Source organism: Pseudomonas citronellolis, assembly GCF_900112375.1.
Classification (GTDB): domain Bacteria; phylum Pseudomonadota; class Gammaproteobacteria; order Pseudomonadales; family Pseudomonadaceae; genus Pseudomonas; species Pseudomonas citronellolis.
Map to the genome: position 1 here is coordinate 107,080 of NZ_FOLS01000008.1, position 22,283 is coordinate 129,362.

Consider the following 22,283-nt stretch of genomic DNA (forward strand, 5'->3'; position numbering starts at 1 on the left):
TGATGAGCGAGATCGAACTTTTACCCGCGGTACGCGAGTTCCTGGCCAAGCCCCAGGGCCTGTATATCGGCGGCAGTTGGCAGGCCGCCACGGCCGGTCGCTGCTTCGCCGTGGAGAACCCGGCCAGCGAGGCGCCGTTGTGCGAAGTCGCCGAGGGCGACGAGCGGGACGTGGACGCCGCGGTGGCTGCCGCCCGCGCGGCCTTCGAGGGGCCCTGGCGGCGCGAGTCTCCGGCGCGCCGGGGGCTGTTGCTGTTCCGTCTGGCGGAGCTGATCGACGCGCATGCCGAGGAGCTGGCGCAGCTGATCACCCTGGAGAACGGCAAGCCGATCGCCAATGCCCGCGGCGAGGCGGCCAGCGCGGCCAATATCGTGCGCTATTTCGCCGGCTGGCCGACCAAGATCGAGGGCAGCACGCTGCCGGTGTCGCCGGCCAGCGGCACGCCGATGCTCAACTACACGCTGCGCGAGCCGGTGGGCGTCTGCGCGCTGATCGTGCCCTGGAACTTCCCCCTGACCATGTGTGTGTGGAAGCTCGGCCCGGCCCTGGCCACCGGCTGCACCGCGGTGCTCAAGCCCGCCGAGCAGACGCCGCTGGTGGCCGTGCGCCTGGTGCAACTGATCGAGGCGGCGGGTTTCCCGCCGGGCGTGGTCAACCTGCTCACCGGCTTCGGTGTGCGCACCGGCGCCCCGCTGGCGCAGCATGCCGACGTGGACAAGATCGCCTTCACCGGCTCGACCCAGGTCGGCCGGCTGATCGCCCAGGCCGCCACCGGCAACATGAAGAAGGTCTCCCTGGAGCTGGGCGGCAAATCGCCGAACATCATCCTGCCGGACGCCGACATCGCCCGCGCGGCGAAGGGCGCCGCCGACGGCATCTTCTACAACCAGGGCCAGGTCTGCACCGCCGGTTCCCGCCTGTATGTGCATGAGAGTGTGCTCGACCAGGTGCTGGCCGAGCTGCGCCGGCATGCCCGCGCCCATGTGCTCGGCCCCGGCCTGGACCCGCGCAGCAGCATGGGGCCGCTGGTCTCGGAACGGCAGTTGGGGACGGTCAACGGCTACCTGCAGCGCGGCCGCGAGGAGGGCGCCGAGCTGATCTGCGGCGGCCAGCGTCCGGCGCACCTGGAGAAAGGCCATTTCATCGAGCCGACGGTGTTCCTGGACCGGGCCGAGCGGGCCTGCGTCGCCCGCGAGGAAATCTTCGGCCCGGTGCTGACGGTGATGAGCTGGTCGGACATCGACGAGCTGGTCCAGCGCGCCAACGACACCCCCTACGGCCTGGCCGCCGGCCTGTGGACCCGCGACCTGCGCTCGGCGCACCGGGTTGCCGCCGCGCTCAAGGCCGGCTCGGTATGGATCAACTGCTGGAACGTGGTCGACCCGGCCTCGCCTTTCGGTGGCTACAAGCAATCCGGCTGGGGCCGGGAAATGAGCAAGAACGTGATCGACGCCTACACCGAGACGAAAAGCGTCTTCGTCGATCTCGCCTGACGAACCAACGACAAGAGGAGCGAACATGGATCTGGAACTGCAGGGCCGTGTGGCCATCGTCACCGGTGGCGGGATGGGAATCGGCAAGGAAGTGGCGCGTTTCCTTTCCCAGGAAGGCTGCAAGGTGGTGATCTGCGCCCGGCGCATGGAGTACCTCAAGCCGGCCGCCGAGGAAATCAGCGCGCAGACCGGCAACGAGGTGCTGCCGTTGTACTGCGACACCAACGACATGTCGGCGGTGGCCGACATGGTCAGCGAAACCGTGCGTCATTTCGGCCGCATCGACATCCTCGTCAACGGCGCCGCCGCGCCTTCCGGGGTGGTGCGCAACGACATCGAGCACGCCGGCGACGACGAGCTGCTGTCCGACCTGAACACCAAGGTCATCGGCTACTTCCGCTGCGCCAAGGCGGTGACCCCGCACATGAAGGAGGGCGGCTTCGGTCGCATCATCAACATCGGCGGCCTGACCGGGCGGGGCAGCAAGGTGCTGTCCGGCATGCGCAACCTGGCCATCGCCCACATGACCAAGACGCTCTCCGACCAACTGGGCCCGTTCGGCATCACCGTCAACCTGATCCACCCCGGCGTGGTCGACACCCCGCACATCCAGGAGCTGTACGAGCGCGAGGGCCTGAAACAAGGCAAGACGCCCGCGCAGGTCGAGCAGGGCTACATCGACGCCACGCCGATCCGCCGCACCCTGCAGCCGATCGAGATGGGCTGGCTGATCGGTTTCCTCGCTTCGCCGAAGGCGGGCGCGGTCACCGGCGAATCCATCGGCATCGACGGCGGGCTGACCCGCGGCATCTTCATCTGAGGAGGTTGCAGCAATGAGTGAAGGAACCTTTCTGGTCGCGACCGTCGGCCAAGCGGTCATCCGCAGTGCCGACGATGGCCGCAGCTGGCATCGCCTCGGGCTCGGCCAGCCGCTGGAGTTCGATGCGATCACCCGTTCGCTGAGCGTCAGCCCGGCGGCGCCCGAAGTCATCTATGCCGGCGCGGACATCGGCCTGATCGTCAGCCGCGATGTCGGCGGCACCTGGGAACTGGTGGACTCGCCTTTCAATGGGCAGACGGTATGGAAGGTCGCAGTCGATCCCCGGGATCCGCAGCGTATCTTCGTCGGCACCGGCGCACCCTCGCGGGCCGTGCTCTGGCGCACGCTGGACGGCGGTGCGAGCTGGTATCGCGTTCCGGTGGAGATCCCCGAGTTCTGCGCCGGGGTCAGCCGTCCGCGGCTGCTGGCCTTCGCTTACGACCCGACCGACCGCGACCAGGTCTGGTTCGGCCTGGAGGAGGGCGGCCTGTTCCACAGCCGCGACGGTGGCGACAGCTTCACGCGCATCGACGACCGGCTGCTGTGGGACTACAACTCCGACATCCACAACATCGTGGTGTTGCCCAACCATGGCAAGAAGGTGGTCGTGGTGGTCTGCGTCAACGCCATCTACCGCAGCTTCGACGAAGGCGCCAACTGGACCGGGATCATCGCCAAGGAGGCATTCGACCTCTACTACGCCCGTGTGCTGAACGCCCCGCTCGGCACCGAGGACACCCTTTACCTGAGCATCTCCGACGGCACGCCGGGCACCACCAGCAAGATCCTGGTCTCCCGCGATGCCGCCGAGAGCTGGGAAGTCCTGCCATTGCCACAGCAGCCGAACTCCTGTGTCTGGGCGATCGCCTTCAACCCGGCCAATCCGCGGCAGATCGTGGCCGGCACCAAGTACGGTCATCTGTTCACCTCGCAGAACGGCGGCGACAGCTGGCAGAAGCAGTGGCGCGAATTCAGCGAGATTGCCGACGTGCTCTGGACGCCCGCCGTGGCGCAGATCAAGTCGGGACACCAGTCCGTCATCGACAAGAAGTGAGGTGCACGCGATGAAATTCGAAGTCGTTCGTACCCATCTGTCGCTGTTCGTCAGCGACCCGGACGTCTCGGCGCGCTGGTACGCCGACGTGCTCGGCATGCATGAGTCGGCCCGTGGCGAGAGCTGGATCATGATGGCGTTCGGCAGCAAGCACCACGACATCGCCCTGATCAAGGCCGCGCCCGGCGCCCACCAGGGCGGCCTGGGCCTGCAGCATTACGGGCTGGAGATCGCCGGCGACATGGACACTCTGCGCCAGCTCTACGGCATGCTGCTGAACAAAGGCGTCGAGGTGGTGAAGATCACCGATCACGAAATCGGCAACGGCGTGTATTTCAACGACCCCGACGGCAACCGCCTGGAGTTCTTCCTCGAAACCGACCACGACGACGAACGGGCGAAGGCTCGCTTCAAGGCGGCCGGTGCGCCCAGCCGCAACATCAATCTCGACCCACTCTGAGAGCGTTCGCCAATGAAACCGAGCAATTTTTCCAGCTACCACATCCGCAAATGGTACAGCTTCGTCGAGGAAACCCTGGCCAACGAAAGTGGCCAGTTGGCCGACGGTGAGCCGCTGGTCAAGTACGTCGTCGCCGCCGCCATCCACAACCCCTATGCCGGGCGCTTCAGCGAGAGCCTGGCCGAGCTGGTCGAGAGTTCGCCGGAGCTGGGCCACGAGTTCGGCCGCCGTATCCGCGAGCTGGCCGGTGATCGCGCCATCGTCAGCTACGGCAAGGCCTGCCTGGTGGGCAGCAACGGCGAATACGAGCATGGCAACGCGTTCCTGACCAACCCGGCTGCCGACCCGGTGCGCCTGGCGCTCGGCGGCGGCAAGTCCTGGGTGCCGTCCACCGGCAAGCGCAGCGGGCCCGGGGCGACCATCGACGTGCCGCTGGCGCACAAGGACGCGCTCTACGTGCGCTCCCACTACGACACCGTGTCGGTCTCCTTCGGCGACGGCCCGGCCGCCGACGAAGTCATCATCATCTGGGCCTTCGCCACCCGTGGCCGGCTGCGCGCCCGCCTGGGCGGACTGCGCGCAGAGGACATCCAGGGCGACAACGGCCTGACCTGATGACCAGCTGCGGGAGAATAGCCATGTCCGAGCAAAGCCAGTTCTTTACCAATCGCTCCGGCTTGCGGCTGCACTACCTGAGCTGGGGTCGCCAGGAGGGCGTTCCGGTGGTGCTGCTCCATGGCCTGCGCGCCTATGCGCAGACCTGGGAGGCGCTGGCCGGCGCCCTGGGCGAGGGGTTCCATTGCCACGCGCTCGACCAGCGGGGCCGTGGCCTGAGCGATTGGGCCGAGCCTTCGAGCTACCGTACCGAGTCCTACGTCCAGGACCTGGAAGACCTGGTCGCCCATCTCGGGCTGCAGCGCTTCGTCCTGGTCGGCCATTCGCTGGGCGGGGCGAACGCGCTGGAGTATGCGCGGCAGCACCCGGGACGCTTGCTGGCGCTGGTCATCGAGGACATCGGCCCCGGCTCGTCGAGCGCGGGGGAGGGCGCCGAGCGGATTCGCCGGGAGATGCGCGAGACGCCCTTGCTGTTCGCCGACTGGGACGAGGCAAGGGCGTTCTGGCGCAGGTCCCGCCCGGGGCTGTCGGAGCAGGGGCTGGCCTCCCGCCTGGCCCATAGCATGCGGGAGACCTCGGACGGGGTCACCTGGCGGCATGACCAGCGGGGCATTGCCCAGGCGCGCCTGAGCATCGCTCCCATCGACCTCTGGCCGGCGGTCAGGGCGCTGGATTGTCCGAGCCTGTTCATCCGCGGAGGACGTTCGGACTTTCTGCCCCCGGCGACCGTGGCCGCGATGAGCGAGGCCAATCCCCATATCCGTACGGTAGAGATCGCCGACGCCAGCCATTACGTGCACGATGACCAGAGCGAAAGGTTCAACGCCGTCGTGACTGGCTACCTGGCAGGTCTGACTGAACGACAACAATAAGACATCGGTGAGAACAGAGCATGAAACGGGAGAACACTCAGGTAGTGATTGTCGGCGGCGGGCCGAACGGCATCGCTGCTGCCCATTACATGGGCCTTTACGGCATCGACTGCGTGGTACTGGAACTCTCGGAAGGCATCCTGCCTTACCCGAGGGCGGTGGGCATGGACGACGAGGCGCTGCGCGTCCTGCAGACCGTGGGCGTGGCGCAGCTGGCGCACCGCGACATGATCGGCAATGTGCCGCTGCGCTACTACAACGCCCGTGGCGTCTGCTTCGCCGAGGTCAAGCCGAGTGCCGCCGAGTATGGCTGGCCGATGCGCAACATCTTCATGCAACAGCTGCTCGAAGGCACCCTGCGCGAGGAACTGGGCAAGCGTGAAAGCGTGGACCTGCGCCAGGGCCACGAGATGCTCGAACTGAGCCAGGACGCCGAAGGCGTCACGCTCAAGGTCAAGGATGCCGCCGGCGAGCCCTACGAGCTGCGTGCCCAGTACGTGATCGGCGCCGACGGTGGCCGCTCCTGCGTGCGCAAGCAGCTCGGCATCGAGCTGGTCGGCCTGACCCACCCGCGCAAGTGGGTGGTGGTCGATGCCGCCAACGACACGCTGGATGCGCCCTACACCGCATTGCATGCCGACCCGCAGCGGCCTTTCGTGTGCATCTACCTGCCGTACCGCCAGCGCCGCTGGGAGTTCATGCTGCTGGAGGGCGAGGATGAGGCGAAGATGTGCGAGGAGGGCAACATCCGCCGGCTGATCCGTGGCCACATCGGCGATGCGGTCGATCAGCTGGAGATCGTGCGCATCCGCGCCTACACCCACAACTCGCGGGTGGCGGAGCGCTTCGTCTCCGGGCGGGTGGCGCTGATCGGCGACGCCGCGCACATTACCCCGCCCTGGGCCGGGCAGGGGCTGAACTCGGGCCTGCGCGACGTGGCCAACCTCTGCTGGAAGCTGGCCGCGGTGCTCAAGGGCCGCGCCAAGGCCTCGATCATCGAGACCTACGACCAGGAGCGCCGTGGCCATGCCACCGACCTGATCGCCCTGGCCGACAACATGGGCGCGGTGCTCGGCCTGACCAATCCGCTGATGGCCGGGGTGCGCGACTGGCTGTTCCAGGCGGTCGGCACCGTCGACAACCTGCGCTCGCACCTGGTCGAGTTCAAGTTCAAGCCCAAGGCGACCATCGGCAAGGGGCTGGTGCACCACGAACGGCCGGACGTGCAGGAAGGCGACCTGGTCGGCCAGCTGTTCATCCAGCCCTGTGTCGAGAACGCCGCGGGAGAGCGCCTGCGCCTGGATGAGGTTCTCGGGCCCTGGTATTCGGTGATCGGCTTCCGCGTCAATCCGGCGGAAGGGCTGAGCGCCGAGATGCGAGCGTTCTGGGACCGCCTGGAAACGCGCTTCGTCCAAGTCAACCGTTCGCGTAGCGGCAGCCGTGGCCAGCCGCTGAGCGCCCCTGGCGCCATCAGCGTAGAGGACGTCGACAACCGCCTGGCGGACTGGTTCGGCAAGGCGCGCGACAGCATCGTGGTGGTGCGCCCGGACCGCTTCGTGGCCGCCATCACCACGCCAGAGCGCCTGGAGGGCGTGCTGGCTAAGCTGGCCGGGCAGCTGTCATGAGCGCCATCGGCCAACTTCCGACCGCGCTGCGGCGGGCCAGGTTGATCGCCATGGCCTTGCCCCCGCTGTCCGAGCCGGAGGCGTTGACGGTGGAGCAGGGCTATGACCTGCAGCGCCAGGTATTGCGCGAGCGCCTGGAAGAGGGTGAGACGCTGAGCGGCTGGAAGGTCGCTTTCGCCGGCGCACTGGCGCAGGCCCGCTTTGGATTGAGCGAGCCGGTCTATGGCGCGCTGACCAGTGGCATGCAGGTGGCGCCGGACAGCCGGGTTGCATTGGTGCAGTTGGTCCAGCCGAAACTGGAGGTCGAGGTGGCCTTCCTGCTGGGGCGGGACATTCCACCCGGAAGCTACAGCGACGAGCAGTTGATCGCCGCCATCGGCGAGGTCGCCCCGGCATTCGAGATCGCCGATAGCCGGTGGCGGGACTGGAGTTTCGAGGCCGGCGCCTTCCTGGCCGACAATGCCGCCGCGGCGATGTACTGCCTGGGCCAGGGCCAGGCCTTCGATCCCGGGCGCCACGCCGACGTGGAGTATCGCCTGGAACACGATGGAGTGCCCTGTGGTGCCGGCAGCACCGCCGGGCGGGCCGATGCGCCGCTGGTCAATCTGTGCTGGCTGTTACGCCGCCTGCTCGCCGATGGCCAGCCACTGCGCGCTGGCCAGGTGGTCCTTTCCGGTGCCCTGCTGCCGCCCCTGGACATCCGCCTGGGCGAGTACCGGCTGCACATGCTGGGCGCGGAGCTGGTCCTGGGATTCGACGCGGTGTCGCCGGCCAACGCTTGAGGGACGATGTCCGTCAGGGATGACGTAACCGCCTTGTGGGCTGACAATCAGAACCATGGCTCAGAGGAGCGCTGATCATGCTCGCCGAAGTTCGTTCCTTCACCGACCCCCAGTTGCATGCCGGCTCGATTCCCGGATGGTGCCAGACCTACGACCAGCTGGGCCGTGGCTGCCTTTCCAGCGAGTTGCGGCAGATCTCGGCCGAGCGCTTCCAGATATTCCAGGAGGTCCTGGACAAGCGGGTGGTGCAGCACGGCCGGGCGCCCAGGGGACGCTTCTGCATTGCGATGTCGCTCGGCAACGGACGGGCCCCGGTCTCGCAGGGGCATGAAGTCGGCGCCCATAGCGTGGTGCTGCTGCGCGATGGCGAAGAGTTCCTCCTGCACGCGCCCGAGGGCACCCGGTTCTTCGCGGCGAACGTCGATACCGTGCGCTTCGCGCGGCTGGCGGCCTTCGAACTCTCCGGCGAGCAGCTGCGGCTGCTGAAAAGCCTGCCGCAGATCGGGGTTTCCGACAGCGTGCTGCGGCGCGTCCAGCAAAGAATCCAGCCGGTCTTCGGAAGCCTGCTGCAACGGGCGGGGACGGTCGGCAGCGCCTCGGAAAAGATGCTCGAGGACACGCTGCTGGACACCTTCCTCGACCTGTTCAGCAATGCCTGGGACGAGGGCCGGGGGCGGCGCAGCAATTTCGCCGTCAGCGCCTACCTGGTGAAGCGCAGCCAGGAACTGGCCCTGGCCAATGCCGACACGCCCGTCAGCATTCTCGACCTGTGCGAGCAACTGCGGGTCAGCCGCAGGACCTTGCAGAACAGCTTCCAGGTGGTGGTTGGCATCCGCCCTGTCGAATACCTGCGGAACATCCGGCTGAATGCGGTCCGCCGACGGCTGATCAGCACCACGGCGGCGGACTTCAACGTCGGCGAGATAGCCGCGGAAATGGGCTTCTTCCACCTGAGCCATTTCGCCGGCAGCTACCGGGAACTGTTCGGCGAGTACCCGTCGCAGACGCCCCGAGCTTCCGCCTGACAACGGGCCCGCCGCGGCCGCCGGTTGCGCGGCAGCGGGCCTTGCGTCCATTCGCTTCAGGAGTCTCCATGACAACCCGCCCGGGACCGCCCCTGGTCCTTCTGGCCGCCCTGACGGCATTCGTCCCCCTGTCCATCGACGCCTACCTGCCCGCGCTCCCGGCCATCGCCCGGGGGCTCGCCGCCGACAGCGCCCAGGTGCAGCTCAGCCTGAGCATCTTCCTGTTCGGGCTGTGCCTGGGCATGCTCGCCTACGGCCCGCTTTCCGATCGCTACGGGCGCCGACCGCTGCTGCTCGGCGGCATCGCCCTGTACCTGGCGGCGACCCTGCTGTGCATGTTCGCCGGCAGCATCCAGCAACTGCTCGCCGGGCGCTTTCTCCAGGCCCTCGGTGGCGCCGCCTCGGCGGTCCTGGCCCGGGCCATCGTCCGTGACCTGTTCCCGTTGAACCAGGCCGCCAGGACCCTGTCGCTGATGCACATGATCACCATGGGCGCGACGCTGCTGGCCCCCATCGTGGGTGGCCTGCTCATGGTCCTGCAGGGATGGCGGGCGATTTTCCTGGTGCTCTGCGTGCTCGGCGGCGCCTGCCTGCTCTGCACCCTGGCGCGCCTGGACGAGACGTTGCCCCCCGAGCGCCGCAGCGATTCCGTCCTCCAGGCATTCAGGGCCTATGGGCATCTCCTGGGTGAACCCCTGGCCCTGGCCTATGTGGGGTGCAACGGCCTGTCCCTGGCGGGCATGTTCGCTTTCATCACCGCATCGCCCTTCGTCTACATGGATTACTTCCAGGTATCGCCGCAGGTGTATTCGTGGCTGGTGGGGGCGAACATCGCCGGGGTGATAGCGCTCACGCTGCTCAATGCCAGGCTGGTGCCCCGCACCGGGCCGCGGACGATGATCGCCGCCGGCGCGGCGAGCACCCTGGTGGCCAGCGCCGGTTTGCTGTTCTGCGGCATGACCGGCCTCGGCGGACTGCCGGCCATCGTCGCCTTCGTCGTGCTCTACGTCGGCAGCACCGGCCTCTTCGGGGCCAACTGCATCGCTACTTTGATGGCCCTCTACCCAGGCAGGGCCGGCGCCGTGGCGGCCCTCGCGGTGGCCGGCCAGTTCGCCCTGGGGGCGTTGTGCAGCGCCTGGGTCGGGAGCCTGGGTGACCGGACGCCGGCGGCCATGTGCCAGGTCATGGCCGCCACCGGCCTTGCTTGCGTGTTCTTCCACGCAATGGCCCGCAGGCTGGAAAGAAAAGCGGGGGCCCAGGTCGTTCGCGAGTAGCTGTTCGCGGAAGGCAAGCGGGGAGTCTGCTGAAGCCGGACGCGCGACCCGGGCAGAATCGATCGGCCCGCGCGTCCCGCGCCTTACCAGTTGTAGCTCACCTTGGCCGTGATCTCGCGGCCCGGGTTGTAGTAGTCCGCGCTACCACGGCCGACCACATGCTGCTCGTCGAACAGGTTGCTGACGTTGATGGCCAGGTCGGTGTCCTTGAGGAGCCGGTAGTTGAACGCGGCATCGAACAGCGTGGTGGCATCGCTCTTGCCGGTATTGTTGAAGTCGCCGAAATAGTAGGCCCCTGTATAACGGGCGCCCAGGCCGACGCTGACATCCGTTCCCGGCACGCTGTAATAGCTCCAGAGCGAAGCCGAGTGCTTGGGTGCGGAAACGAGCTGGTTGCCCTTGATCGACACGACCTCGTAACCCGTCCCGCTCCATACCTGCAGCGCACCGCGAAGCACCTCGGTGTCCATGTAGGAGTAGCCGCCAACCAGGCTCAGGTTCTCCGTGAGCTCGGCCTTGACCTCCAGGTCGAGGCCACGCACGCGCTGCGAGCCTACGGTCTGCTGGTCGATGACGCCGTTCGGCTGCACGACCGCGGTGGCGACATCGTCCTGGGTCAGCTGGTAGACGGCAGCGGAGAACAGCGCGTTCATCTCCTGCGGCGAATACTTCACACCCACTTCGTACTGGGTGCCGCGCTCCGGAGTGACACCGACCTCGGGCGGGGAAACCGACTCCACCATGCTGACGTAGGTGGAAACCTCGTCGTTGACGATATAGGTCAGCGCGCCGCGGAAAGAGTTTTCCGAGAAATTGTCCGAGGACTTGGTCCCGGAGAGGTGGTCGGTTTCGGAAACGTCCATGGAGTCGTTGCGCATACCGGCGGTGACGATGAAACGCTCGTAGAACGACAGGTTCTGCTGCAGGAACACCGACTTGATGGTGCTGTCCTGGTCCTTGTCCTGGTAGACGATGGCCGGCGAAACGCCGCGGTATACCGGGTTGGCAACGTCTATCGGGTCGGCGGAGCCGTAGACGGAAACGTTCTTGGCGGAGGAGTCGAGATATTCCACGCCGACGATGCTGCTGCTGTCGATGTTCTCGAAGCGCGCGTCGTACTGCAGCATCAGGTTGCCGTTGAACTGCTTGGCGTCAGTGTCGGAACCCAGGTAGCCACGGTCGACCAGGGTTCCGGTATGTCCGGAAGCGTCGCTGATATAGACGTAGCCGTATTCGTCGCTCAGGTCGCTGTGGCGCAGGTTGCTGCGCAGGGTGAAACCGTTGTCGAAGTCATGGGTGAAGTTGGCGCTGACGTTGGTGCGCTCGACATCGTGGAAGTTGTAGCTCGGCTCGCCGAAGAACTTGTCGCGGTCATACTCCCGGTCCATGGGGTAACCGCCGCTGTTGGGCGTGTTGTCCTGGCGCAGGTGATCCACCACCAGGGTGGCGGAGGTATAGGCCGTCGGCGCCCAGGTCAGGCCGCCCATGAGGAAGTTGTTGTCGTCCTGGGAGTGGTCGTATTCGCGATCGCTGTCCTGGAACTTGCCGGTGAAGCGGTAGGCCAGGGTCTTGTCTTCGTTCGCATCGCCGGTATCCAGGCCGGCTTCCATGTGGTTGAACGAGCCGTAGGTCGCATAGACCTGGCCGAACCTGTTGAAACGCGGCTGCTTGGTCACGAAGTTCACCGAGCCGCCCGGGTCGGCCGGGCCGAACAGCGTGGAGTTGGCGCCGCGCAGCACCTCGACGCGCTCATAGGCAAAAGGCTCCTCGCGCACGCCACGCATCGAGCCCAGGGTCAGGCCATCACGGTAGGTGGTGGCCTGGAAGCCGCGAATCAGGAAGTAGTCGTTGCGGTCATCGGTGCCGTAGTAGTCGGTGATGGTCCCCGGGGTGTACTGCAGGATTTCCTCGGTCGTGCTGGCGCTGCGCTGCTCGATTTCCTTCTGGGTCACGACGGAAACCGAGGCCGGGGTGTTCTGGATGTTGGTCGCCACCTTGCCGCCGACCCACAGTTCCCGGGTCACCACCGAGGCGGCGGGGTCGTCCGCTACCGCCTGGGCGTTGACGATGACGGGAGCGAGGCGATAAGGCTCCGCGCCTGGCGCCTTCTGCAGCCCATAGCTGCCATCGGCCTGCTGAACGGCCTCCAGGCCGGTTCCGGAAAGCAGCGCGGCCAGGCCGTCCGACACCGTGTAGCTGCCTTGCAGGCCCGGGCTGGTCACGCCCTCGGCCACGCTGCCGGCACCGACCAGATACACGCCTGCCTCACGGGAAAAACGCGTGAGCGCGCTGGCCAGCGGGCCAGCGGGAATGTCGTAGCTGCGCTCGGCGCTGGCCACGACGCCGTCCCCGGCCATGGCGACCGGCGACCAGCCCGCCAGGCTCACGGCGCTGCCCGAGAGCGCCAGGTGAAGCGCCAGGGTCAGCGGGCGCAGGGCAAAAGCGTGTGCGACAACACCCGGGTGGGCAGCGCGCGGGTGACAGCGGAGGGACATGGACGGCATTCCTCTGGGGACAAGGGTTGATGAGCGAAGACCCTCAACCGCCGATGCCATACGGCCCCTCGAGGCGCCGATGCGGCGATGTTTCACGTCTTCTCACTGGGTAAACCAGCGAGCGGGCGAAACCCGGAACCCTTTTTCCGATTTTTTTGCCCGCCGTGTTCAGCGCCGGGCTTCGATGCTCGCCCACCAGGGCAGGGGCTGTTCGATACGGATCGGCAGCGCCGAGGCCAGCATGCGCAGCACGCGCTCGGAGTCCTGGATGGGGAAGTTGCCATACACCCGCAGGTCGGCCACCTCATCGGCAACGCCGAGGTGGCCGTGGCGATAGCGGCGCAGCTCCTGCACCACCTCGCGCAGGGAGATGTTGTCGGCCAGCAGCGAGCCCTGGGTCCAGGCTTCACGGGCCGCGTCGGCGGCCTGGCTGTCACCGATGTGGCTGGCGCTGAAATGCGCCTGCTGGCCGGCCTTCAGCACGCGGACGGCGCCCTTGGCAGTGCGTATTTCCACAGCGCCTTCATAGACGGCCAGCCAGGTTCGCTCGCCCTCGCAGCGCACGTTGAAGCGCGTGCCCAGCGCTTGCAGGCGCCCATGCCCAGTCTCGACGTAGAAGGGGCGCGCGCCCTTGGCGGTGGCGATGAACACCTCGCCGCGCACCAGCGTGACGCGGCGAGCCCGGGCACTGAACGCCAGGTCGATGGCACTGGCGGTGTTGAGCCAGGCGCGGGAGCCATCGGCCAGGGTTATTTCACGTTGCTCGCCAGTGGCGGTGCGGTAATCCGCGCCCCAGGCCATCAGGCCGGACGGCAGCAGCGCTTCACGCCAGCCCAGCCAGCCGCACAGGGTGCCAGTGCTGACGGCCGCCATCGCGGTCAGCAGCCGGCGACGCGAATGCATGCGTTCGGCGGCGATACCCAGCGCATCGGCGGCCAGGTGCGTGTCGGGCCGGCCGCGCAGCGGCTCGAAGTTGCGGCTGACGCCTTCGACATAACGCCAGGCCTGCTCGTGCATCTGATCCGCGCCCAGCCATGCCTGCCAGTGGGCGCGCTGCTGGGCGCTGGCCTGGCCGTCACGCAGGGTGGCGTACCAGTAGGCCGCCTGCTCCAGCACGGCGTGCGAGGGCAGGGGGCTTTCGTGACCGGGGTTCGCCATCAGTAGAGCGGCTCCTGGCGCAACGCGGCAGCCGTCTCACCGGCGCGCAACGTCAGGCACGCGAGCATGGCCTGGGCCACGTACTTGCGCACCATGCGCCCGGAAACCCCCAGCTGCGCACCGACCTCGTCGTCGGTCATCTCGCACACCACGGCGAGGGTAAAGGCCCGTGCCGCCTTGGCGGACAGCGTCTGCAGCATGCAGCTGATTTCCTCCAGGGCTTGCAGAACCGCGGCCTGCCGCTCGGCGGAGGGGCACTGCTCTTCCGGCAGCGCCGCCAAGGTGTCGAGCCAGGCGCGTTCGATTTCCTGGCGCCGCCACAGGTTGATGCACAGGTTCTTGGCGGTGGTTCGCAGGTAGGCGCGCACTTCGGCCATGCTGGCGAAGCGCGGCTGGCTGGCCCCGCCGATCAGCCGCAGGAAGGTGTCGTGGGCCAGGTCCGCGGCATCGCTGGCGTGCCCCAGGCGCCTGCGCAGCCATGCCTGCAGCCAGCCGTGATGGTCGCAGTACAGCGTCTCCAGCGATGGAGGAGTGGCATAGGCAGATGAGCTCACAGACAGTCACCACGCCGCTGGGTGGTGTCCCGCGGCCATCAGAGTCTTTTGGTAAATGAGAATCGATACTAATCATCACATAGCTTGCCATTGGCCAGCAACTCGGCGCCGCTGCCGGCGCTGCTCGTATCGATGAGTCGTATAATTCCTGGGCTGCCGACAGAGGCTTGGCCAGATCGCCTGGAAGGTCCACGCTGGAGATCGGCCCGGAGGTGAGCGAGATGAAAGTCCGTATCTACCGTTATCTCCCGGAACAGGATGCAGCGCCGCGCCTGCAGGACTACACCTACGACCTGCAGCCGGGCGAGGACATGATGGTGCTCGACCTGCTGGAGCACCTGAAAACCCAGGACCAGACGCTGACCTACCGGCGCAGTTGCCGCGAAGGCGTCTGCGGCTCCGACGGCATGAACATCAACGGCGCCAACTGCCTGGCCTGCATCACCAGCGTCTCGACCTTGCTCCACGGCGGGCAACTGCCATCCGGGCAGGCGATCAGGCCGTTGCGCGGCGACGTGGACATCGTCATACGGCCGTTGCCCGGCCTGCCGGTGATACGGGACCTGGTCGTCGACATGCGGACGTTCTACAGGCAGTACGAGCGGATAAAGCCCTACCTCATCAACGACCAGCCGCCACCGGCCATCGAGCGGCTGCAATCGCCGGAGGAGCGGGCCAGGCTGGATGGCCTGTACGAGTGCATCCTGTGCGCCTGCTGCTCGACGCAGTGCCCGTCCTGGTGGTGGAACCCGGAGCGCTTCATCGGCCCGGCGGGCCTGTTGAATGCCTACCGCTTTCTCGTCGACTCCCGCGACACGGCCACCGAGGCGCGGCTGGCGGCGCTGGACGACCCGTTCAGCGTGTTTCGTTGCCGCTCGATCTACAACTGCATCGCCTTCTGCCCGAAAAAGCTCAAGCCGCGGGCGGCCATCGGGCATATCGAGAGGATGCTGCTGAAGCGCGGTACCTAGCCGCTCACGCCGGCGGTGAGTCAATCGCGGGATAGACCACCGAGCCATCCGCCCGGACGACGGCGCCGGGCGTCAACCGGGCCGGCTCCAGGCGGCCTTCTCCCATGATGTGGAAGACCGTCTCGCCCCTGGCGATGAGGTAGTCGCTGACGATGCGGCGGTGGCAGCGCCACCACACGGCTTCCGAGCACATGATCGCGCAGCGCCGTTGGCGCCCGGCCTCCAGCAGCTGTTCCAGTCCCTCGTGGAACTGCTCCGAGAGCGCGTAATCGGCATAGTTGTGGAAGCTGCGGTTGTCCCAGAATCCATTGACCTGCGCCGGCAGGCCCCGGGCCTTGCCGCGCAGCCCGCCGAGCGCGGCCAGGTGCTCGTAGGCAATGCCGCAGTCGGCCAGCGCCCCGGGAAGCGTATCGGCATTGAACTGCGGGTTGGACGCGGAGCGCGGGACCTTGCGGATGTCCACGACCAGCCCGACGCCGGGCTCGCGCAGCAACTCGACGAAGGCGTCGAGGCTCCGGTTGGAGTGGCCGATGGTGAAGAACGGAAGCTTCACGGGCCGCCCGCATCACACAAGGGTGAGGGCGCTGCCCTTGTGCGCCGCGATGTGGTCGGTCCTGTCGCTCTTGATCTCGTACTGCGGATCGTCTTCCGAGGCGTGATGGCGGTGGCCCTTGTAGTCGAAGTCGCGGGTATGGATGGCGATGATCGTCCCCGACACGCGGCCCGCCTCGGAATTCCAGCTCACATGATCGCCGATCTCGAATCTCCTGGTCATCGTGCAGGCTCCTCAGGACGTTGCGCTAACCGCTGGCGCTGCCAGTACGGACAGTCTAGCTCGCCCTGGATGCGCGAAGCCGAGCTGCGCCCGGCGGAAGTTCTTGATCCCGCTCAGGAGGCGCAATGCCCACATGGGTGTATCTTTGGACGGACGACTTGCAGCGACAGACTGCCAGCGTCCGAGGAGCCGTGCCATGTCCGAGTCGATGAGTTTCAACCGCGCGCTGGTCGAGAAGTACGATCGCCCCGGCCCGCGCTATACCTCCTATCCCACCGCGCCGCAGTTCCATGGCGCGTTCGCCGCCGACGACTATCGCCAGGCCGCCCGGTCGAGCAACCGGGCGCCCGCCAAGCCGCTGTCGGTCTACATCCACATCCCGTTCTGCAAGAGCCTCTGCTACTACTGCGCCTGCAACAAGATCATCACCCAGAAGACCCACCGCGCCGTGGAGTACCTGGACTACCTCAAGCGCGAGATCGCCATGCAGGCGGCGCTGTTCGAGGGCTCGCGCAAGCTCACCCAGCTGCACCTGGGCGGCGGTACGCCGACCTACCTGACCAGCGAACAGTTGTCGGACCTGATGGGCAGCCTGCGCGAGCACTTCAACCTGGACGAGAGCGACGACCACGAGTTCTCCATCGAGGTCGACCCGCGCACCATCAGCCGCGAGCGCATCGCCGAGTTGCGCGCCCAGGGCTTCAACCGCCTCAGCTTCGGTGTGCAGGACTTCGACGAGAAGGTCCAGGCCGCGGTCAACCGCGTGCAGAGCGAGCAGCAGATCTTCGACCTGGTCCAGGCCGCCCGCGAGGCGCGCTTCAAGTCGGTCTCGGTGGACCTGATCTACGGCCTGCCGCTGCAGACGGTGGAGAGCTTCGACGCCACCCTGGGCAAGATCATCGCGCTGCGCCCGGACCGCATCGCCGCCTACAGCTACGCCCACCTGCCCGAGCGGGTGCGCGCGCAGCGGCTGATCCGCCGCGAGGACATGCCGCCGCCCGAGCGCAAGCTGGAGCTGCTGGAGCTGACCATCCGGCGGCTGACGGGGGAGGGCTATGCGTACATCGGCATGGACCACTTCGCGCTGCCCGACGACGAACTCACCGTGGCCCGCGCCAGGGGCACGCTGCAACGCAATTTCCAGGGCTATTCGACGCATGCCGACTGCGACCTGATCGCGCTGGGCGTGTCGTCGATCAGCAAGGTCGGCGACACCTACGGGCAGAACGTGAAGGAGCTGTCGCAGTACTACGCGCGCCTCGACGAGGGCCTGCTGCCGGTGCACAAGGGCTACCGGCTGACCGACGACGACCGCCTGCGCCGCGAGGTGATAGGCGCGCTGATGTGCCATGGCCGCGTGGACTACGCGCCGCTGGAGGCGCGCCACGGCATCCGTTTCAGCGAGTATTTCGCAGGCTCGCTGCGGCAGTTGCAGGAGCAGGTCGACGACGGACTGGTGGAGCTGCGCGACGACGCGCTGATCCTGCTGCCCCAGGGCCAGTTGATGATGCGCAGCGTGGCGATGGCCTTCGATGCCTACCTGGGCGGCGAGCAGCAGGAGCGTTTCTCGCGCACGATCTGAGGCGGGGCGACGCTGGAATCCGCCGGCCGTCGAAGCAAAGGGCCCCTCAATAGACGTCGCGCAGGTAGCGCTTCTGCTCGCTCAACGAGCGTACGTATTGCGCCGCGGCCTCCTCGTCGAGGCCGCCGTGGGCCCGGACGAGGTCCCGCAGCGCCTGGTCGACGTCCCTGGCCATGCGGCTGGCGTCCCCGCAGACGTAGAGGTTCGCGCCTTCTTCCAGCCAGCGCCAGAGTTCGGCGCCGTGCTCGCGCATGCGGTCCTGCACGTAGATCTTCTCCGCCTGGTCGCGGGAGAAGGCCAGGCTCAGGTGGGTGAGCAGGCCGTCCTTGTGCATCGCTTCCAGTTCGTCCCGGTAGTAGTAGTCGGTGGCGGCATGCTGTTCGCCGAAGAACAGCCAGTTGCGCCCGCCATCGCCGCGCGCCCGGCGTTCGTGGAGGAAGCCACGGAAGGGCGCCACGCCGGTGCCCGGGCCGATCATCACCATCGGCCGGTCGCCCTGTTCGGGGACGCGGAAGTGCCGGGACGCTTGCACGAACAGCGGTACCCGCGCCTCGCCGGCCCGGTCGGCCAGGTAGGTCGAGGCCACGCCCTTGCGCCGGCCGTAGCGGACGGCCGAGACGGTCAGCTGGACCTCGCCGGCCTGGGCCCTGGGGCTGGAGGCGATGGAGTAGAGGCGCGGTTGCAGGCGCTTGAGGGCGCCCAGCAGTTCGCCGGCGTCATGGCGGGCCGGGAACAGCTGCAGCACGTCGGCCAGTTGCCGTCCCCATAGCCAGTCCTTGAGTTCGGCCTTGCGCGGCCCCAGCAGCTCGCGCAGTTCCGCCCGGCCGCTGCGCTCGGCGACCAGGGCCAGGGCTTCGGCGCTGGGCCGGGCAATCTCGTAGCAGTCCGTGAGCGCCGTGCGCAGCGGCATGTCGCCGAGCTTGGCGACGCTCACGACCTGTTCCCCGTCCAGGCCGGCGAGCTGCAGCACTTCCTCGACCAGCTCCGGGCAGTTGCGTGGCCATACGCCGAGGGCGTCGCCGGCTTCGTACTGCAGGCCCGAATCGTCCAGGGCGAAGGCGAACTGGCGGGTGTCCTTGCTGGCGCCTTCGCCGTTCAGCCGGCGGTTGAGGGTCAGGCGCAGGGGCGCGGGGTGGTCTTTGCTTATCGCTGCCGGCGCTACGGTTTTTTCCTTGGGGGGCTCGGTGGGGGCGGGCGTTCCGGGTTCCAGCCGGGCCAGCAACTCGCCCAGCCAGCGTTCCGCGCTTTCCTCGAAGTCGGTGTCGCAGTCGATGCGCGCGCCCAGCCGGTTGGCGCCCAGCTCGGCCAGGCGGCGGTCGAGGTTCTTGCCGTGCTGGCAGAACTGGTCGTAGCTGGGGTCGCCCAGGGCGAGCACGCAATAGCGCAGGTGGCTCAGGTCCGGCGCGCCGGCGTTGAGCGTTTCCCAGAAGCTGCGGCCGTTGTCCGGCGGGTCGCCGTCGCCGAAGGTGCTGCTGAGCAGCACCAGGTTGCGCACGCTGCCGAGCCTCTCCGTCGTGTAGCTGTCCATGGCGGCCAGTTCCACGCTGCAGCCCAGGGTTTCCAGGCGCTTGGCGACGCGCTCGGCCAGGGCTTCGGCGTTGCCGGTCTGCGAGGCCCAGAGCAGGGTGACGGGGGCCGTGCCGGCCGCTTGCGGGGCGGGTTGTATCGGCTGGGCGGGCGCTTCGAACAGCGCCGGCTGCAGCTGGCCGGCGCGGCTGAACAGGCCGGCCAGCATGCCGTCGAGCCAGAGGCGCGTCGGCGCGGCCAGGGGCGCGCTGGCGGGCAGGCTGGGCACGCCCGCATTAGGGTTGATGCGTAGGCCGCCGACGAAGCCGCTCATGTAGGCGCGCTCGGGCTCGCTCAGGGGCGGCGGCGTCGTGCCGGACACACCGAGCAGGGCGGCGAATGCATCGACGGGGGCCATATCGATCTCCTCGGACAGGGGCGGCGGGGTGAACGGGGCGCCCGTGGCGGCAGGCGTCTCCAGAAACTGGTGGTCGATCAGTTCGACGCGGCGCAGGCTGACGGCGCAGAACTTGAACTCCGGCTGCTGCGACAGCGGGTCGATGGCATCGCTGGTGACGGCGTTGATCGCCAGGTTGTCGCCGTACAGGTCGTTCCAGTGGAAGGGCGCGAAGCAGCCGCCGGGCAGCACCCGGTCGGTCACCACCACGGGCAGCACGGCCTGGCCGCGGCGCGAGCGGATCTCCAGGTGGTCCTTGTCGCGCACGCCGAGGCTCTGCGCGTCTTCCGGGTGGACCTCGACGAAGGGGCCGGGGTTGAGCTTGTTGAGGGTGGCGATCTTCCCGGTCTTGGTCAGGGTGTGCCACTGGTGCTGCAGGCGGCCGGTGTTGAGCACGAAGGGGTAGTCGGCGTCGGGCATTTCCGCCGGGTCGAGGTGCGGCCGGGCGAAGAACCGCGCCTTGCCCGTCGGGGTGGGGAAGGCCAGGCGTGGCCGCGAACCGTCCTCGTGGAGCCTGGGTTTCTGGCTGATGCCGTCGTTGAGGTAGCGGATCGGCGCGCGGTCCTCACCTTGGGCATCGGCGCAGGGCCATTGCAGCGGGGTCTCGCGCAGGCGCGGATGGCTGGCGCCGCGGATGTCGTAGCCGGTCTTGGGGTTGTGGAAGCGCTTGATCTCCTCGAACACCTCGGCCGCCGAGGCGTAGCTGAAGGCTTCGGCGAAGCCCATGGCGCAGGCCACTTCGGCGATGATGCGCCAGTCCGCCAGGGCTTCGCCGGGCGGCTCCACGGCCTGCTGCATCAGCGTGAGGTTGCGTTCGGAGTTGATCATCACGCCTTCGGCCTCGGCCCACAGGGCGCCGGGCAGCAGCACGTCGGCGTAGCGGTTGGTCTCGGTGTCGAGGAAGGCGTCCTGGACGATCACCAGTTCCGCGGCCTTCAGGCCCTCGATGACCTTGCCTCGGTTGGCGACGCTGGCCACCGGGTTGGTGCAGATGATCCAGCAGGCCTTGACCTTCCCGGCCGCCATGTCCTCGAACAGGGCGATGGTCCCGCCGCCCAGGCGGGTGTGCAGGGTGCCTTCCGGCACGCCCCAGGCTCGCTCGACGAAGGCCCGGTCGTCCTCCACCAGCACCGAGCGCTGCCCCGGCAGCCCCGGCCCCATGTAGCCCATCTCGCGGCCGCCCATGGCGTTGGGCTGGCCGGTGAGGGAGAAGGGGCCGCTACCGCTCTGGCAGATCTTGCCGGTGGCCAGGTGCAGGTTGCACAGGGCGTTGGTGTTCCAGGTGCCGTGGGTCGATTGGTTCAGGCCCATGGTCCAGCAGCTCATCCAGGCGCCGGCCTCGCCGATCCATTGCGCGGCCTGGCGCAGGGCCGCGGGGTCGAGGCCGGTCAGCTCGGCGACCCGTTCCGGCGTGTAGTCGTCGAGCAATGGCGGCAGCTCTTCCCAGCCTTCGGTGAATTCGGCGATGAACTGCGCATCGGTGTGGCCGTTGGCGTGCAGCAGGTGGAGCAGGCCGTTGAGCAGCGCCAGGTCGGTGCCGGGGCGTATCTGCAGGAACAGGTCGGCCTTCTCGGCGGTGGCGTTGCGCCGCGGGTCGACGACGATCAGCTTGGCCCCGGCCTTGATCCTGTCCATCAGGCGCAGGAAGAGGATGGGGTGACAGTCGGCCATGTTGGCGCCGATGACGAAGAACACCTCGGCCTTGTCGAAGTCCTGGTACGAGCCGGGCGGGCCGTCGGCGCCGAGGGAGAGCTTGTAGCCGCTGCCGGCGCTGGCCATGCACAGGCGCGAGTTGGACTCGATCTGGTTGGTGCCGACGTAGCCCTTGGCCAGTTTGTTGACCAGGTATTGCGCCTCCAGCGACATCTGCCCGGAGACGTAGAAGGCGAGGGCGTCGGGGCCATGTGCGTCGAGGATGCCCCGCAGCCGCCTGGCGGTGGCGGCGATGGCTTCGGCGACCGGGGTTCGCACCGGTTCGCGGGCCCGCTCGCTGCGCAGGTAGGCGTGCTCCATGCGGCCGGATTCGGCGATCGCCTGGTTGCAGGTGCTGCCCTTGGTGCACAGGCGGCCGAAGTTGGTCGGGTGCTGCTTGTCGCCCACCACCTTGGCCACGCGGCCGTCCCGTACCTGCATGACGATGCCGCAGCCGACGCCGCAGTAGGGACACACGCTCCGAATCGTCTTTTCCGCCATGGGTCTTTCCGTCCGCAAAAAGCAAAAACGCCATGCGACCCTCCGCGCAAGGCGGGGGTGGCACGGCGTCGTCGTCGTGGTCGAGGCGGTCGGCGTTGACCGCTCGGGGCTAGCTCAGGCAATGCCTGTGCCAGGTTCGGGAAACCGCCTGTGTGCTTGGGGCGAAGACCCTGGCCGGTTGCGCCCGGGCACGGCATTGCCATGGTGCTGCGGGGTGTCGGCGTAGAGGGCTGCTTGCCTGCGGGGTGGTGCTCGCCTGCGCCGGTGAATGGGGCACGCTTGCCGTTCTGCGCACCGTTTTGGCTCGCCTGTCGAGCCGAGGCGCGCCAGGGGCGCAGGCCGGTCGGAAGGCCGTGACTAGCTGTCCAGCCCAGGTATTGCGGGGGCGCAGGGGCTCGGCGAAGGGTTCTCCAGCAAGGCTGGCATGGAGCCTGCTAGAACACTCTCGTGCCCACCGACGAGGCGGGCCACCCGGACGATCAACGCCGATCGACGACCCGGGGTACCAGGTGCATCGGGCAGCGTGGCCCGATGGCACCCTCAGAATGAACAGGCAAAGGCGCCTGGAGTCG

General features: G+C 67.7%; 18 protein-coding genes. 12 read left to right on the top strand and 6 right to left on the bottom strand.

What is annotated here, in order from left to right:
• The first annotated feature begins 2 nt into the window (after positions 1 to 2).
• The 10 genes from BM060_RS09745 (at position 3) to BM060_RS09790 (ending at position 10,020) form a co-directional block, all read left to right on the top strand.
• The gene (locus tag BM060_RS09745; protein WP_074979544.1) at positions 3 to 1,493 is read left to right on the top strand and encodes an aldehyde dehydrogenase family protein; all 1,491 of its coding nucleotides are present in this window, start codon (positions 3 to 5) and stop codon (positions 1,491 to 1,493) included.
• Between the two features lie 25 nt (positions 1,494 to 1,518).
• Positions 1,519 to 2,313: an SDR family NAD(P)-dependent oxidoreductase gene (locus tag BM060_RS09750; protein ID WP_074979546.1), complete on the top strand. Its 795-nt coding sequence runs from the start codon at positions 1,519 to 1,521 to the stop codon at positions 2,311 to 2,313.
• Positions 2,314 to 2,326: 13 nt separating this feature from the next.
• Complete coding sequence (locus BM060_RS09755; protein ID WP_074979548.1) at positions 2,327 to 3,367, top strand: WD40/YVTN/BNR-like repeat-containing protein; 1,041 nt, start codon at positions 2,327 to 2,329, stop codon at positions 3,365 to 3,367.
• A gap of 10 nt (positions 3,368 to 3,377) precedes the next feature.
• Positions 3,378 to 3,827, top strand: a complete 450-nt coding sequence (locus BM060_RS09760; protein ID WP_074979550.1) for a VOC family protein — start codon at positions 3,378 to 3,380, stop codon at positions 3,825 to 3,827.
• Between the two features lie 12 nt (positions 3,828 to 3,839).
• Positions 3,840 to 4,442, top strand: coding sequence for an amino acid synthesis family protein (locus BM060_RS09765; protein ID WP_074979552.1), 603 nt, complete (start codon positions 3,840 to 3,842; stop codon positions 4,440 to 4,442).
• Positions 4,443 to 4,465: 23 nt separating this feature from the next.
• Positions 4,466 to 5,314: an alpha/beta fold hydrolase gene (locus tag BM060_RS09770; protein WP_074979555.1), complete on the top strand. Its 849-nt coding sequence runs from the start codon at positions 4,466 to 4,468 to the stop codon at positions 5,312 to 5,314.
• 20 nt (positions 5,315 to 5,334) lie between these two features.
• Positions 5,335 to 6,939, top strand: a complete 1,605-nt coding sequence (locus BM060_RS09775) for a bifunctional 3-(3-hydroxy-phenyl)propionate/3-hydroxycinnamic acid hydroxylase (RefSeq protein WP_074979558.1) — start codon at positions 5,335 to 5,337, stop codon at positions 6,937 to 6,939.
• A complete protein-coding gene (locus BM060_RS09780; RefSeq protein ID WP_074979561.1) occupies positions 6,936 to 7,721 on the top strand; it encodes a 2-keto-4-pentenoate hydratase in 786 nt (261 codons plus the stop codon). Before BM060_RS09775 ends, BM060_RS09780 begins: the two co-directional genes overlap by 4 nt.
• Positions 7,722 to 7,798: 77 nt before the next feature.
• Positions 7,799 to 8,746: a helix-turn-helix domain-containing protein gene (locus BM060_RS09785; RefSeq protein WP_074979563.1), complete on the top strand. Its 948-nt coding sequence runs from the start codon at positions 7,799 to 7,801 to the stop codon at positions 8,744 to 8,746.
• Positions 8,747 to 8,814: 68 nt separating this feature from the next.
• On the top strand, positions 8,815 to 10,020 hold the full coding sequence (locus BM060_RS09790) for a multidrug effflux MFS transporter (protein ID WP_074979566.1): 1,206 nt from the start codon (positions 8,815 to 8,817) through the stop codon (positions 10,018 to 10,020).
• Between the two features lie 83 nt (positions 10,021 to 10,103).
• Here BM060_RS09790 and BM060_RS09795 read toward each other — a convergent pair whose 3' ends face one another.
• The 3 genes from BM060_RS09795 to BM060_RS09805 form a co-directional block, all read right to left on the bottom strand.
• Entirely contained in the window at positions 10,104 to 12,515 is a 2,412-nt protein-coding gene (locus BM060_RS09795; RefSeq protein WP_245322938.1) for a TonB-dependent siderophore receptor, read from the bottom strand.
• A 168-nt stretch (positions 12,516 to 12,683) separates the two neighbouring features.
• Complete coding sequence (locus BM060_RS09800; protein WP_074979568.1) at positions 12,684 to 13,673, bottom strand: FecR domain-containing protein; 990 nt, start codon at positions 13,671 to 13,673, stop codon at positions 12,684 to 12,686.
• Positions 13,673 to 14,227: a sigma-70 family RNA polymerase sigma factor gene (locus BM060_RS09805; RefSeq protein WP_009619857.1), complete on the bottom strand. Its 555-nt coding sequence runs from the start codon at positions 14,225 to 14,227 to the stop codon at positions 13,673 to 13,675. The genes BM060_RS09800 and BM060_RS09805 overlap by 1 nt, the downstream gene beginning before the upstream one ends.
• Positions 14,228 to 14,448: 221 nt before the next feature.
• Between BM060_RS09805 and BM060_RS09810 the strand changes: the two genes are divergently transcribed.
• A complete protein-coding gene (locus BM060_RS09810; protein WP_009619859.1) occupies positions 14,449 to 15,198 on the top strand; it encodes a succinate dehydrogenase iron-sulfur subunit in 750 nt (249 codons plus the stop codon).
• A 4-nt stretch (positions 15,199 to 15,202) separates the two neighbouring features.
• On the opposite strand, the gene BM060_RS09815 is transcribed toward BM060_RS09810, so the two are convergent.
• The gene (locus BM060_RS09815; RefSeq protein WP_074979570.1) at positions 15,203 to 15,751 is read right to left on the bottom strand and encodes a DUF488 domain-containing protein; all 549 of its coding nucleotides are present in this window, start codon (positions 15,749 to 15,751) and stop codon (positions 15,203 to 15,205) included.
• A gap of 12 nt (positions 15,752 to 15,763) precedes the next feature.
• A complete protein-coding gene (locus tag BM060_RS09820; protein WP_009619863.1) occupies positions 15,764 to 15,973 on the bottom strand; it encodes a hypervirulence associated TUDOR domain-containing protein in 210 nt (69 codons plus the stop codon).
• A 196-nt stretch (positions 15,974 to 16,169) separates the two neighbouring features.
• Between BM060_RS09820 and hemN the strand changes: the two genes are divergently transcribed.
• The gene (gene hemN / locus BM060_RS09825) at positions 16,170 to 17,555 is read left to right on the top strand and encodes an oxygen-independent coproporphyrinogen III oxidase (protein WP_074979572.1); all 1,386 of its coding nucleotides are present in this window, start codon (positions 16,170 to 16,172) and stop codon (positions 17,553 to 17,555) included.
• A 46-nt stretch (positions 17,556 to 17,601) separates the two neighbouring features.
• Here the strand turns inward: hemN and BM060_RS09830 are convergent, their stop codons facing one another.
• A complete protein-coding gene (locus BM060_RS09830; protein ID WP_074979575.1) occupies positions 17,602 to 21,711 on the bottom strand; it encodes a bifunctional nitrate reductase/sulfite reductase flavoprotein subunit alpha in 4,110 nt (1,369 codons plus the stop codon).
• Positions 21,712 to 22,283: the final 572 nt, after the last annotated feature.